The 13634-nt window shown below is 69.4% G+C and carries 12 protein-coding genes and 4 pseudogenes; 10 read left to right on the top strand and 6 right to left on the bottom strand.

What is annotated here, in order from left to right; all coding sequences use genetic code 11:
- The 10 genes and pseudogenes from ccoO (at position 1) to FRZ33_RS06985 (ending at position 7261) form a co-directional block, all read left to right on the top strand.
- Positions 1-605, top strand: a pseudogene (ccoO, locus tag FRZ33_RS07025) (cytochrome-c oxidase, cbb3-type subunit II).
- 3 nt (positions 606-608) lie between these two features.
- Positions 609-749, top strand: coding sequence for a cbb3-type cytochrome oxidase subunit 3 (locus FRZ33_RS07020; protein WP_146908688.1), 141 nt, complete (start codon positions 609-611; stop codon positions 747-749).
- Positions 746-1663: a cytochrome-c oxidase, cbb3-type subunit III gene (ccoP, locus tag FRZ33_RS07015; protein ID WP_146908686.1), complete on the top strand. Its 918-nt coding sequence runs from the start codon at positions 746-748 to the stop codon at positions 1661-1663. Before FRZ33_RS07020 ends, ccoP begins: the two co-directional genes overlap by 4 nt.
- A pseudogene (locus FRZ33_RS17645) lies at positions 1660-1957 on the top strand (hypothetical protein). Before ccoP ends, FRZ33_RS17645 begins: the two are co-directional and overlap by 4 nt.
- 137 nt (positions 1958-2094) lie before the next feature.
- On the top strand, positions 2095-3027 hold the full coding sequence (locus tag FRZ33_RS07010; protein ID WP_425480627.1) for a 4Fe-4S dicluster domain-containing protein: 933 nt from the start codon (positions 2095-2097) through the stop codon (positions 3025-3027).
- Positions 2934-3512 (top strand): FixG Ig-like domain-containing protein, encoded by a 579-nt coding sequence (locus tag FRZ33_RS07005; RefSeq protein ID WP_146908684.1) that lies wholly within the window; start codon positions 2934-2936, stop codon positions 3510-3512. Before FRZ33_RS07010 ends, FRZ33_RS07005 begins: the two co-directional genes overlap by 94 nt.
- Positions 3512-4828 (top strand): heavy metal translocating P-type ATPase metal-binding domain-containing protein, encoded by a 1317-nt coding sequence (locus FRZ33_RS16120; RefSeq protein ID WP_227978205.1) that lies wholly within the window; start codon positions 3512-3514, stop codon positions 4826-4828. Before FRZ33_RS07005 ends, FRZ33_RS16120 begins: the two co-directional genes overlap by 1 nt.
- Complete coding sequence (locus tag FRZ33_RS06995) at positions 4741-6372, top strand: heavy metal translocating P-type ATPase (protein WP_227978203.1); 1632 nt, start codon at positions 4741-4743, stop codon at positions 6370-6372. Before FRZ33_RS16120 ends, FRZ33_RS06995 begins: the two co-directional genes overlap by 88 nt.
- On the top strand, positions 6369-6545 hold the full coding sequence (gene ccoS, locus FRZ33_RS06990; protein WP_146908682.1) for a cbb3-type cytochrome oxidase assembly protein CcoS: 177 nt from the start codon (positions 6369-6371) through the stop codon (positions 6543-6545). The genes FRZ33_RS06995 and ccoS overlap by 4 nt, the downstream gene beginning before the upstream one ends.
- Positions 6545-7261 carry a sulfite exporter TauE/SafE family protein gene (locus FRZ33_RS06985; protein ID WP_146908681.1) on the top strand — a complete coding sequence of 239 codons (717 nt, stop codon included), beginning with the start codon at positions 6545-6547 and terminating at the stop codon, positions 7259-7261. The genes ccoS and FRZ33_RS06985 overlap by 1 nt, the downstream gene beginning before the upstream one ends.
- Here the strand turns inward: FRZ33_RS06985 and FRZ33_RS06980 are convergent.
- The 6 genes and pseudogenes from FRZ33_RS06980 to rfbB form a co-directional block, all read right to left on the bottom strand.
- Entirely contained in the window at positions 7258-7989 is a 732-nt protein-coding gene (locus FRZ33_RS06980) for a helix-turn-helix domain-containing protein (protein ID WP_158637138.1), read from the bottom strand. The two genes, FRZ33_RS06985 and FRZ33_RS06980, sit on opposite strands and share 4 nt — an antisense overlap.
- A gap of 14 nt (positions 7990-8003) precedes the next feature.
- A pseudogene (locus FRZ33_RS06975) lies at positions 8004-10061 on the bottom strand (dipeptidyl-peptidase 5).
- A 106-nt stretch (positions 10062-10167) separates the two neighbouring features.
- Complete coding sequence (rfbD, locus tag FRZ33_RS06970) at positions 10168-11067, bottom strand: dTDP-4-dehydrorhamnose reductase (RefSeq protein WP_146908677.1); 900 nt, start codon at positions 11065-11067, stop codon at positions 10168-10170.
- Positions 11064-11621 (bottom strand): dTDP-4-dehydrorhamnose 3,5-epimerase, encoded by a 558-nt coding sequence (gene rfbC, locus FRZ33_RS06965; RefSeq protein WP_146908675.1) that lies wholly within the window; start codon positions 11619-11621, stop codon positions 11064-11066. Before rfbC ends, rfbD begins: the two co-directional genes overlap by 4 nt.
- Positions 11618-12501 (bottom strand): annotated as a pseudogene (gene rfbA / locus FRZ33_RS06960) (glucose-1-phosphate thymidylyltransferase RfbA). Before rfbA ends, rfbC begins: the two are co-directional and overlap by 4 nt.
- Positions 12502-12503: 2 nt before the next feature.
- A complete protein-coding gene (gene rfbB / locus FRZ33_RS06955) occupies positions 12504-13559 on the bottom strand; it encodes a dTDP-glucose 4,6-dehydratase (RefSeq protein ID WP_146908673.1) in 1056 nt (351 codons plus the stop codon).
- Between the last annotated feature and the right edge of the window lie 75 nt (positions 13560-13634).

Genomic DNA, 13634 nt, shown 5'->3' with positions numbered 1-13634 from the left:
ATGAGCCACGAAAAGATCGAGACCAACATCGGCTGGATGGCGATCCTGATCGCCGTCGTCATCTCCTTCGGCGGCCTGGCCGAAATCGTGCCGCTGATGTACCAGGCCGAAGCGGTGAAACCGCTACCGGGCGTGAAACCCTACGACCCGCTGGCGCTGGCCGGCCGCGACATCTACGTGCGCGAGGGCTGCTACAACTGCCACTCGCAGATGGTGCGCACGCTGCGGCACGAGACCGAACGTTATGGCCACTACTCGCTGGCCGGCGAATCGGTGTACGACCGGCCGTTCCAGTGGGGCAGCAAGCGCACCGGCCCCGACCTGGCGCGCATCGGCGGCCGCTATTCCGACGACTGGCACCGCGTGCACCTGATGAACCCGCGCGACCTGGTGCCGGTGTCGAACATGCCGGCCTACCCGTGGCTGGCCGAAGCACCGGTCCAGGCCTCGGTGGTCCAGGCCAACATGCGCGCGCTGCAGCGCATCGGCGACCCTACACCGACGAAGAAATCGAAGGCGCCGCCGCCGCGGTGGCCGGCAAGTCCGAACTCGACGCCCTCGTCCACTATCTGCAGGGCCTGGGCAAACAGGCCCCCAAAGGCTGAGCCATGATCGCCGGAATCGTCACCGTCATCCTGCTGGTCGCCTTCCTCGCCGGAACCGCCTGGGCCTACAGCTCCAAGCGCAAGGACGAGTTCGACGCGGCCGCCCGCCTTCCCCTCGAAGACCAGAGCGAGAACATCCCATGAGCCATGGCTGGTCCCTCTACGTCATCTTCCTCGTCGTGCTCAACATCGCCGCCACGGTGTGGCTGCTGTGGTGGACGTCGCGCCCGCCCAAGGGCGGTGCCGATCCCTCGGCGACCACCGGCCACGTCTGGGACGGCGACCTGACCGAGTACAACAAGCCGCTGCCCAAGTGGTGGATCAACCTGTTCTACCTGACCATCATCTACTCGATCGGCTACCTGGCCTGGTATCCGGGCATGGGCAACCTGGCCGGCTGGTCGGGCTGGACCTCGGCGGGCGAACACGACCTCGACAAGGCGGCGGCCGATGCCCGGCTCGCCGACGCCTTCGGCCGCTTCGACGGCATGCCGATCGACCAGATCGCGAAGGATCCGCAGGCCATGGCCTTCGGCGCCAGCCTGTTCGCCAACCACTGCGCCATGTGCCACGGCTCGGACGCGCGCGGCGCCAAGGGTTATCCCAACCTGACCGACGACGACTGGCTGTGGGGCGGTGCGCCCGAGCAGATCCTGGCGACGGTGCTGCAGGGCCGGCAGGCGGCGATGCCGCCGCTGGCGGCGGCGATCGGCGGCGACGTCGGCGTCACCGAGGTCGCGGCCTACGTGCAGAGCCTGTCGGGCATCAAGGCCGACCCGGCGCTGGCCGCGGCCGGCAAGGCGCGCTTCGGCGGCGTCTGCGCGGCCTGCCACGGCGTCGACGGCAAGGGTAACCAGGCGCTGGGCGCGCCCAACCTGACCGACAGGACCTGGCTGTACGGCAGCGACTTCGGCTCGATCCGCGAGGCGGTCGTGACCGGCCGCGCCGGCATGATGCCGGCGCACGAACCGATCATCGGCGCCACCCGCTCGCGCCTGGCCGCGGCCTACGTCTGGTCGCTGTCGCATCGCCCGCCGGCCGTCGGCGGAGCGCAATGAGCACGGTGCGAGAACCGCTGTTCGACCATCCGCGCCGGCCGCTGGCGCAGCGGCTCGGCGCCATCCTCTGGCCCAGCTTCTTCGCCGCGGGCGTGGCGACCATGGTGTTCTTCGCCTTCGTCGATCCGCTGGCGCTGGCCGAGATGACCTTCCCCGGGCTCGAGATCAGCCGCGGCCTCGGCTACACCCCTGGCTTCTTCATGTTCTGGGCCTGCACCGCCAGCGCCAGCCTGTTCCACCTGGATCCTGCTGCGGCCCGCGAGCCGCTTCAACCAGCCGCTGGCCAGGGACTGACGGTCGTGGCCGGCAACATTCCACTGAACGTGGTCGAAGAGTCCGGGCCCTACGTCTCGGAAAAGAAGATCTACCCGCGCGAACAGGACGGCCGTTTCCAGCGCCTGCGCAAGGCCGCGGTGGTCTGGCTGCTGGGCATGTACTACGCCTTCGCCTGGCTGCAGTGGGACGATCGCCAGGCCGTGCTGTGGGACCTGCCGGCGCGCAAGTTCTACGTGTTCGGGCTGGTGTTCTGGCCGCAGGATTTCTTCTATCTGGCCCTGCTGCTGATCATGGCCGGGCTGACGCTGTTCTTCTTCACCGCGCTGGCCGGGCGCATCTGGTGCGGTTACGCCTGCCCGCAGACGGTGTGGACCGAGGTCTTCATCTGGATGGAACGCTGGGCCGAGGGCGACCGCGGCAGGCAGATGAAACTCGACGCCGCGCCCTGGAGCCGCGACAAGGTCCTGCGCAAGACCGCCAAACACACGATGTGGCTGGTGTTCGCGCTGTGGACCGGTTTCACCTTCGTCGGTTACTTCACGCCCATCCGCGACCTGGCGGACCGGATCTCGCCCTTCGCGTGGGGCGGCTGGGAAACCTTCTGGGTGCTGTTCTACGCGCTGGCGACCTGGGGCAATGCCGGTTTCCTGCGCGAGCAGGTATGCAAGTACATGTGCCCGTACGCGCGTTTCCAGAGCGCGATGTTCGACCGCAACACCCTGATCGTGGCCTACGACCCGCGCCGCGGCGAATCCCGCGGCGCGCGCCGCAAGGGCAGCCTGGCCAGCGTGCTCGAACGCGCGCGCGGCCTGCTGCCGATGGACGTCGCGAACAGTGCCGTGGTCGCCGCCGCCCAGCACCGCAGTGCCGCGGACCTGCGCATCGGCGCGCGCGCGACCACCGGGCTGGTGGTGGACGCGCAGTCGGACCTGCCGCCGGCGCCGGAAGTGAATTCCCCGAGGACCTCGGCGACTGCATCGACTGCACGCTCTGCGTGCAGGTCTGCCCGACCGGCATCGACATCCGCAACGGCCTGCAGTACGAGTGCATCGCCTGTGGCGCCTGCGTGGATGCCTGCGACTCGGTGATGGACCGCATCGGCTACCCGCGCGGCCTGATCCGGAACACCACCCAGAACGCGCTGGAAGGAAAACGATCGCGGGTGATCCGTCCGCGCGTGTTGATCTACGGCGCCCTGCTGCTGGCGACCTTCATCGGTTTCGCCTGGGGCATCTTCAACCGCACGCCGTTGATCCTGGACGTGATCCGCGACCGCAACGCCCTCTATCGCACCGCCGCCGACGGCAGCATCGAGAACGGATACACGCTGCGCATCGTCAACAAGGACACCGTCGCGCGCAGCTTCACCGTGCGCATCGAAGGGGCCGAAGGCATCGTGCTGGTGGAATCCGGCGCCACCCACCCGGCCGCCGCGGAGGAAGTGCTGACCGTGCCGGTGACGCTCCGCGCCCCCGCGGGCCTCGCCAAGGGCCGCATCGACCTGCGCGTGGTGGTGGAGTCCGACGCCGGCGTGCAGGCCATCGAGGAAACCCGGTTCTTCGGGCCGTTCTGATGGAAGGGCCGCGCGCGCGCCGTTTCAACCCCGTGCTCTGGCTGGTGATCGGCATCCCTGCGGCCACCGTGGTCGCAGGCGTCTGGACCCTGATGCTCGCCGCCGGCGACAGCGCCACCGACAGCCACCCGGACAAGGTGCGGCGCACGGCCCAGGTGCAGGAAGCATCACTGGAAGCCGACCAGGTCGCGGCGCGCGAAAACCTCAGCGCGCGCGTGCGGATCGACGCCGGCCATGTACTGGTCACCGTGCTGCCCACCGCCGGCACGCGTGCGCCGGTATTGATGCTGCGACACCCGATCGAATCGTCGCTGGACCGCGAACTGCCCTTGTCGCCATATCCCGGCGGCTGGCGCTCTTCCGGAACCCTGGCCGCCGACCACGGCTGGCAATTGCAGCTGCTCGCCGCCGACGGCCGCTGGCGCCTGGTCGGGCGCTACCGCCCCGGTGACACCGAAGTAAAACTGCGCCCGGCGCTGGCGCCCGTGAACCGCGCCCTCGACACCGCATGTTTCCACTGCGGCGAGGCGCTGCCGACGACACCCGTGCAACTGGAACTCGATGGCGCGACGCGCGCCTTGTGCTGCGAGGGCTGCGCCGCCGCGGCCGCCTGGATCGGCGCGGCCGGGCTGGTCGACTACTACCGCCTGCGCCAGGCCGAAGCGCCGCGCGTGGCCGCGGGCCAGGACAGTTTCGCGGCCTGGGACCGCGACGACATCCAGGCTGGCCACGCCATCGCCGTACCCGGCGGCCGCGAGATCACCTTCGTGCTCGAAGGCCTGCGCTGCGTCGCCTGCGCCTGGCTGGTGGACCGTGCGCTCAGTCGCGAACCCGGCGTGCAGTCGGTGGTCGCCAATGCCGTGACCGGCCGCGTGCGCCTGGGCTGGGATCCGGATCGGACCGCGCTGTCCGCCGTGCTGTCGCGGCTGGCCTCGCTGGGTTACCGCCCGCACCTGGCGCGCGGCGAAGCGGCCGAACACGAACGCCGGCGCGAACGCAACCAGCTGATCGCCCGCCTGGGCGTGGCCGTGCTCGGCGCAACCCAGGCGATGATGTTCGCCGAAGCGCTCTACCTCGACACCGCCGGCGGGATGTCGCTGGCCACGCGCGACTTCTTCCGCTGGGTCACTTTCCTGGTGGCCACACCGGTGGTGTTCTATTCCGGCTGGCCCTTCCTCGCCGGCATGGCGGTGGAGCTGCGGCACCGCCGCCCCGGCATGGACACCTGGTGGGCAGTTCGGTGTTGCTGGCCTATTTCGCCAGCCTGTTCGAAACCGTGCGTGGTGGCGCCCAGGTGTGGTTCGACGCCGCGGTGATGTTCGTGCTGTTCCTGCTGGCGGCACGTTTCCTGGAGCTGATGGCGCGGCGCCAGGCCAGCGCCCGCCTCGACACCCTGGCGCGCGCGCAGCCGGCGCTGGCCTGGCGCCTCACGGACATCGGGCGCGAACAGGTGCCGGTGGCGACGCTGGCCGTGGGCGACCGGGTACTGGTCGGTGCCGGCGAGGTCGTGCCTGCCGACGGCGAACTGTTGCAGGCCGCGGCCAGCGTGGACGAGTCCCTGCTCACCGGCGAATCCACGCCGGTGCCGAAGTCACCGGGCGACCTGCTGTACGCCGGCAGCCTCTGCCGGGAAAGCGCCGCGACGATCCGCGTGTTGCGCACCGGCAGCGACACCCGGCTGTCGCAGCTGGCGCGCACGGTCGAGCGCGCGCAGTCGCAACGGCCGCGCATCGCACGGCTGGCGGACACGGTGGCGACACGATTCGTCACGGCCCTGTTCCTGGTGGCGGCGGCGGTCTATGCCTGGTGGCTGGGCGCGGACTCCACCCGTGCATTCGAGATCGCGCTGGCCGTGTTGATCGTCAGCTGCCCCTGCGCGCTGGCGCTGGCGGTTCCGGCCGCGCTTGCGAGCGCGCATGGCGCGCTGTCGCGCCGCGGCGTACTGGTGCTCGGCGCCGATGCGCTCGACCGCCTGGCCGACGCCGACGTCGTGCTGCTCGACAAGACAGGCACACTGACCCGCGGCGAACCGCAGCTGCTGGCTGCGGTGGCCTGTGACGGCGGCGACGCCGAGCCGTGGCGGCGCATCGCCGCGGCACTGGAACATGGCGCCCGGCACCCGTTCGCGGCGGCTTTCGACCCCACCGGCGTCACGCCCGCCGACGCCGTGCGCGTGGTTGCCGGACAGGGCATCGAAGGCGAAGTGCAGGGCAAGCGCTGGCGGCTGGGCCAGGCCGGTTTCGCCGGCACCGGCACCGATGACGGTGCACTCTGGCTGGGCGATGGCCAGGACGCGGTCGCGCGTTTCGAACTCGCCGACGGCCTGCGGCCCGAAGCCGCCGATACCGTCGCCGCGCTGCGCCGGGCCGGCCTCGCTCCCCGCATCGCCAGCGGCGACGGCGCGCGTGCGGTGGCCGAAGTCGCGTCGGCGCTGGGCATCGATGAGTTCGCGTCACGGCAGAGTCCGGAAGACAAGCTGGCGACGATGCGCAGGTTGCAGTCGGCCGGGCACCGCGTGCTGGCGGTGGGCGACGGTATCAACGACGCGCCGCTGCTGGCCGGCGCCGATGTCTCCATCGCGATGGCCGCAGGCGCGCCGCTGGCGCAGCGTGCCGCCGACCTGGTGCTGACCGGCGCGTCGCTGGCGCGCATCCCAGAAGCCATCACCATCGCCCGCCGCACCCGCACGATCATCCGCCAGAACCTGGGCTGGGCCCTGGCCTACAATCTGCTGGCCCTGCCCTTCGCGGCCATGGGCCTGGTGACGCCGGGCCTGGCGGCGCTGGGCATGGCGGCCTCGTCCCTGCTGGTCACGGCAAACGCGCTGCGGCTGGGCCGGGACACCCGGAGTCCGGAATGAACATCCTGCTGGCGCTGGTTCCGATTTCCCTGCTGCTGCTGCTGGCGGCGATCCTCGCTTTCCTGTGGGCCGTGCGCCGCGGCCAGTTCGACGACCTCGACACGCCGGCGCTGGACATGCTGGGCGATGACGAGCGCCCCGCCCCGGCGCCGGACGCCAAAGACAAAACCTGATGCCGATTGATCTGCTCACCCTCACGGCCGCGCTGCTGACCGGGCTGATGGGCGGCGTGCACTGCGTGGCGATGTGCGGCGGCATCGCCACCGGCCTGGCCTCGCAATCGCCACGCGGCGGCCTGGATACGGCCTTCGCACTGAATGGCGGACGTGTACTCGGTTATGCGCTGGCCGGCGCCATTGTCGGCGCGTTTGGCGGTGGACTGCTGGCGATCGCGCGCGTGGACGGCCTGGCCACCGTGCTGCGCGTGGCGATGGGCGCCGTGCTGGTGCTGGTGGCGTTGCGGCTGCTGTGGCCGCAGCACCTGGGCGCACTCGGCAAGGCCGGTGCCTGGCTGTGGCGCAGGCTGCAGCCGCTGCAGGCTCGCGTACTGCCCAGGCAGGGTCCGTGGCGCCCATGGGTGCAGGGTCTGTTCTGGGGCTGGCTGCCGTGTGGCTTGTCCACGACCATGCTCGCCGCCGCGTGGCTCGAAGCCAGCGCCCTGCACGGTGCGCTGCTGATGCTGGCCTTCGGCATCGGCACCTGGGCGACGATGATTCCGCTCACCTGGAGCGGCGCGCGCCTGGGTGGCCTGCTGGCGCGGCGCGGCTGGCGTTTCGCCGCCGCGTCGCTGGTCGCGCTGGCCGGCGTGCTGACGATGGCGGGCCCGTGGCTGGTGGCCCAGCCCGGCGTGCACGCGGTGCTGGTGGCCCTGGGCTGCCGTTCGCTCTAGAGCTTCTCGTTCAGCGGATGCACGATCGCGTCCAGGCGCGCGGCATCGAGGATCTTCAGCTGGCGACCGCGCACGGCGATCAGGCCGTCGTCCTGCAGCTTGGTCAGGGTGCGGCTGACGGTTTCGATCACCATACCCAGGTAACTGGCGATATCCTCGCGGCTCATCGGCAGCACGAACATGTCGCCGGGCCGGCCCAGCAGCTGGTAACGCTCGGACAGGCCGTGCAGGAACAGCGCCATGCGTTCATTGGCATGGCGCCGGCCCAACATCTCCATGTGGCCCTGGTCGCGGTTGATGCCCTGGCCGATGATGCGCAGCAGCTGGTGCTGCAGGCCGGGCAGTTGCGAACAGACGTGCTCGAGCTGGTCAAGCGGGATCTCGCACACGGTGGCGCGGGTCAGGGCCTGGGCATCGCAGGCGTGTCTGCCGCGGCCCAACGCATCCAGGCCCATCAGTTCGCCCGGCAGGTGGAAACCGATCACCTGCTGGTTGCCGTCCGGGTCGGTGGCCAGCGTCTTGAATGCGCCTTCGCGCGCCACGTACAGCGAGGCCAGGCCCTGGCCGGCACGGAACAGGGTTTCGCCCTGTTCCAGCGGCCGCCGGCTGCGCACGATGTCGTCGAGCCGGTGCAGCTCGTCACCGCCGATGCCGGCCGGCAGGCACAGCACCTGCAGCGAACACTGCGCACAGCTGCGCCGCAGGCGTTCGAGGTCGATGCCGTCCACGGCCATTCCGGTCCTTACTCCGCCGTCCAGCGCTTGAGCCAGGCGTTGACCGTGTCGTGCCAGAGCACGCTGTTGTGCGGCTTCAGGATCCAGTGGTTCTCGTCGGGGAAATACAGCAGCTGGCTTTCCACGCCCTGGCGCTGCGCCGCGGAGAACGAGGCCAGGCCCTGCTCCACCAGCACGCGGTAGTCGAGCTGGCCGTGGATCACCAGCATCGGCGACTTCCACTTGCCGACGTACTTGATCGGGTTGAACTGCTCGTAGTTCTCCGGCACCTGCACCGGCGTGCCACCGTTTTCCCACTCGGTGAACCAGAGCTCTTCGGTGTTGAAGCCCATGATGCGGGTGTCCACCACGCCGGCATGGTTGACCAGGCAGTCGAAACCGTCCGGCCAGTTGCCGGCGATCCAGGCCACCATGTAACCGCCGTAGCTGCCGCCGAGGGCGCAGGCGCGTTCACCGTCGATGAACGGGTACTTTTCCTGCGCGGCCGCGAAACCTTTCTTCAGGTCTTCCAGCGGCTTGCCGCCCCAGTCCTGCGAGATCGAATCGGTGAAGGCCTGGCCGTAACCGGTCGAGCCGTGGAAGTCGATCATCACCGCCACGAAACCCTGGCCCGCGTAGGTCTGCGGATTCCAGCGGTAGTGGAAGTTGTCGCCGAAGCTGCCCTGCGGGCCGCCGTGGATCAGGAAAGCAACCGGGTACTTCTTGCCTTCCTCGTAGTTGGCCGGCTTCACGACGTAGCCATGAACCGTTTCGCCGTTCCAGCCCTTGAAGCTGAACTGCTCGTAGTCGCCGAAGGCGAGCCCGGGCAGCACGTCGGCATTGGCCTGGGTGATCTGGCGCTCGCCACTGCCGTCGGCGCGGGCGATGAAGGCCTGGGCCGGCGTCTTGAGGTTGTCGCGGGTGAAGGCCAGGGTGTCGCCGCGCAGGTCGAAGCCGCCGATCGAGCCACCCGGCACCACCTTCTTCACCTCGCCGCTGGCGATGTCCACGCGGAACAGCGGATGCGTGCCGACGTCGTAGGCGGTGGTGTAGATCGCCTGGCCGTCGGCCGACAGCGTGATGCCGTCCGCCGAACGGTCCCAGCCCGGCGCGATCTCGCGCGTCTTGCCGCTGGCCAGGTCCATCGCCATCAGCGCCAGGCGATCGGCCTCGAAGCCGGGACGCTTCATCGCGCGGTAATACAGCGTCTTGCCGTCGGCGCTGAACACCGGCCCGGTGTCGAGCGCCGGGTTGGCGGCGGTCAGGTTCTGCGGTGCGCGGCGCGCACGCACCCAGCCGCGGTAGAGGTCGAAATTGGTGGACCAGGCTTCGGTCTTGCCGGCGATGCGCACGCTGAAGACCAGCGACTGGCCGTCCGGCGCCCAGGTGTATTCGCCGGCGTCGCCGAAGGGCTTGGACGGCACGTCGCCGTCGATGCCGGTGCTGATGCGCACCGGTTCGCCCGTGGCCTTGCCTTCGGCGCCGATCGGCGCGACGAACAGCTGGTTGCGGCGGCCGTCGGCCCAGGTGTCCCAGTGGCGCACGAACAGCCTGTCGTACAGCTGGCCGCTGGCCAGCGGCTTGTTGTCGAGTTTCGCCTTCGTGCAGGCCAGGTCGGCGCAATCCGGGAACACCTCGAAGCTCAGCGCCACCGACTTGCCATCGGGCGAGAGCTTGTAGCTGCCGACATCCAGCGGGTAGTCGGAAACCTGCACGGCCTCGCCGTCGGCCACGGCCTAGCGCCAGAGCTGCTGCGAGCCGGACTTGGCGCTGAGGAAATACACCCAGGCGCCATCCGGCGAAAACGCCGCGCTGTTGACGTTGAAACCTTCGGCGGTGAAGCGCACCGGCGGCGCCGCGTCGCGTGCGAAGAGGTCTTCGATCCACAGACCGGTACTGGCCTTGTTGGCGGCATACTCCGCCTCGCGCACCGCGACCACCAGCTTGCGGCCGTCGGGCGACAGCACCGGCGCGGACACGCGGTCCAGCGTGACCAGGTCGCGGGCATCGAAGGGTTTGGCGGCCAGGGCCGGCGCCGACAGCAGCGCGGGCATCACCAGGGCAAGCAGGGCGGGACGCAGGGGCATGGTTCGAACCTCGGGAAACGGTCCGCCATGGTAGGCAGCCTGCGGGTTCGACGCAAAGCCGCGGGCGCCCCCGCAGGCCGGTCCGATACGCCGGAACTGCGCCAGATCAGGCGGAGGACAGCGACTCCAGGCACTGCGTGACGCCGGTGCGCCAATCCGGCAGCCGGATGTCGAAGTCTTCCGCCAAGGCCGTAGTGTCCAGCACCGACCAGGCCGGACGGCGCGCCGGCGTCGGGAAGTCGGCCGTGGTGATGGCCTGCACCTCCGGCGCCCGTTGAATCACGCCGCTTGTCGCGGCCTGGCGGAATATCTCGCTGGCGAACTCGAACCACGACGCCTGGCCGCCGGCCGCCAGATGCCAGGTGCCGCTGATTTGCGGACGTGCGATCAGCGCCTGGGCAGTGGCCGCGGCGATCCAGGCCGCCGGGGTGGGCGTGCCGACCTGGTCGGCGACCACCCGCAATTGATCGCGTTCACGGCCCAGGCGCAGCATGGTCAGCAGGAAGTTGCTGCCGCGCGGGCCATAGACCCAGCACAGCCTGAAGATCTTGTGCGCCGCGCCGCTGGTGCGCACGGCCTGTTCACCCGCCCATTTGCCGGCGCCGTAGGCGTTGAGCGGCGCGGCCGGGTCGGTTTCACGCCAGGGCCGCTCGCCGCTGCCGTCGAACACGTAGTCGGTCGAGTAGTGCACGATCGGGATCGCGCGCCGCGCGCAGGCCTCGGCCAGCGCGGCCGGGGCGTCGGCATTGATGCGCCAGGCGAGGTCGGGCTCCTGTTCGGCACGATCCACGGCCGTGTACGCCGCGGCATTGACCACCAGATCGGGCGCCGTGCGCTCGACCAGTCCGCCCAGGCTGCTCGGGTCGGCGAAGTCGGCGGCCAGGCAGGACCCGCCATCGGGAAGCTGACCGCTCAGCGTCGTCGGCATCACCTCGCCCAGCGGCGCCAGGGTCCGCCGCAGTTCGAACCCGACCTGGCCGTCGGCACCGGCCAGCAGGATCCTCATGGCGTGTACACCGGCAGCCGCTCGTCGGCGACTTCGGCCAGGAAGGGCGCGACGGCGTCCTTTTCCGACAGCAGCGGCTCGCTCACCGGCCAGTCGATTTGCAGGCTGGCGTCGTTCCAGCGGATGCCGGCGTCGGCGGTCTTGTCGTACGGCGCCGTGACCAGGTAACTGAACAGCGCACGTTCGGACAACACCACGAAACCGTGCGCAAAACCTTCCGGTATCCAGAAATGACGCTTGTTCTCCGCGGACAGAACCACCGCCGTGGACTGCCCGAAGGTGGGCGAGCCGCGGCGGATGTCCACGGCCACGTCGTAAACCTCGCCCTCGAGCACGCTGACGTATTTGCCCTGCGGGTTGGGCCACTGGTAGTGCAGGCCGCGCAGCACGCCGCGCGTGGACGAGGAGACGTTGCTCTGCACGAAATGCAAGTCGAGACCATGCTGGGCGAAACGCGCCTGGTTCCAGCCTTCGTAGAAGAACCCACGGGCGTCGCCGAACACCGCCGGCTCGATGACCACGCAGCCGGGCAGTCCGGTCTCGATGACTTTCACTTCACCACTCCGCGCGCCACCAGCGACAGCAGGTACTGGCCGTAGCCGTTTTTCGCCAGCGGTCTGGCGAGATCCATCAACTTGGCGTCGTCGATCCAGCCGTTGCCCCAGGCGATCTCCTCCGGGCAGCAGACGCGAAGGCCCTGGCGCGCCTCGATGGTCTCGATGAAGTTCGAGGCCTCCAGCAGCGACTGGTGGGTGCCGGTGTCGAGCCAGGCGTAACCGCGGCCCAGCTGTTCCATGTGCAGGGCGCCTTCGTCGAGATAACGCCGGTTGAGGTCGGTGATCTCGAGTTCGCCACGCGCGGACGGCTTGAGCGCGGCGGCGAAATCACTGGCACGGCCGTCGTAGAAGTACAGGCCGGTGACCGCGTAGCTGGACTTGGGCTGGCTGGGTTTTCCTCCAGGCCGATCACTTTGCCGGTGGCGTCGAATTCGGCCACGCCGTAACGTTCGGGATCGCGCACCCAGTAGCCGAACACGGTCGCGCCGTGTTCGCGGGCGTTGGCGCGGTTCAGCAGCTCCGTCAGGCCGGTGCCGTGGAAGATGTTGTCGCCCAGCACCAGGCAGCTGGGCTGGTCGGCCAGGAACTCGCGGCCGATCAGGAAGGCCTGCGCCAGACCGTCCGGGCTCGGCTGCGCGGCGTATTCGATGCGCATGCCCCACTGTGAACCGTCACCCAGCAGGCGCTTGAACAGTTCCTGTTCGTGCGGGGTGTTGATGACCAGCACCTCGCGGATGCCCGCCAGCATCAGCACGCTCAGCGGGTAGTAGATCATCGGCTTGTCGTACACCGGCAGCAGCTGCTTGCTGATGGACTGCGTGATCGGGTAGAGCCGGGTGCCGGAACCGCCGGCCAGGATGATGCCCTTGCGCGCCATGGTCAGGCCTCCGTTCCGATGCGTTCCAGGCGGTAACTGCCGTCGAGCACGCGTTCCACCCACGCGCCGTTGGCCAGGTACCAGTCCACCGTCACGGCCATGCCCTGCTCGAAGCTCGTCCTGGGCTTCCAGCCCAGTTCGCCCTGGATCTTCGAGGCGTCGATCGCATAGCGGCGATCATGGCCCGGGCGGTCCTTGACGAAGGCGATCTGCGATTCGCGCTTCGCGCCGTCGGCGCGCGGGCGGCGTTCGTCCAGCAGCGCGCACAGGGTCCTGACCACCAGGATGTTCTCGCGCTCGGCGTCGCCGCCGATGTTGTAGGTCTCGCCCACCCGGCCCGCCTCCAGCACCCGCCGGATCGCCGCGCAGTGGTCGTGCACGAACAGCCAGTCGCGCACGTTGCGGCCGTCGCCGTACACCGGCAGCGGCTCACCGGCCAGCGCCTTCTGGATGACCAGCGGGATGAGCTTCTCGGGGAACTGGTACGGACCGTAGTTGTTCGAACAGTTGGTCGTCAGCACCGGCAGCCCGTAGGTGTGGTGGAAAGCGCGCACCAGGTGGTCGGAGGCGGCCTTGGACGCGGAATACGGCGAGTTCGGCGCGTAGGGCGTGGTTTCGGTGAACCGGCCGGTATCGCCCAGCGAACCATAGACCTCGTCGGTGGACACGTGCAGGAAGCGGAAGCCGTCGCGGGCCGCGCCTTCCAGCGAACGCCAATAGTCACGCGCGGACTCCAGCAGCACCAGGGTGCCGACGACATTGGTCTGCACGAAGGCCGAAGGGCCGTCGATCGAGCGGTCCACATGGCTTTCGGCGGCGAAATTGATGACGGCCGAGGGCCGGTATTCGGCCAGCAGCCGGTCCACCAGGGCGCGGTCGCCGATGTCGCCCCGCACGAAGCAGTGCCGGGCATCCCCCTCGAGTGAAGACAGCGTGTCCAGGTTTCCGGCATAGGTCAGGGCATCGAGATTGACCACCCGGACCCCGGAACGGACCGCGTCGAGAACGAAATTTCCGCCGATGAACCCGGCACCACCAGTCACAAGCCAAGTCTGCATTACCGCTCCGGGTCTGCTGCCCTGCATGTCTGATTCGGGGCTGCGGGAACCGGATCCGGACCCGCAATTCAAGGC

The sequence above is a fragment of the Arenimonas daejeonensis genome (assembly GCF_007993735.1).
Taxonomy (GTDB): Bacteria; Pseudomonadota; Gammaproteobacteria; order Xanthomonadales; family Xanthomonadaceae; genus Arenimonas; species Arenimonas daejeonensis.
This window is presented reverse-complemented; position numbering and strand designations above follow the sequence as displayed.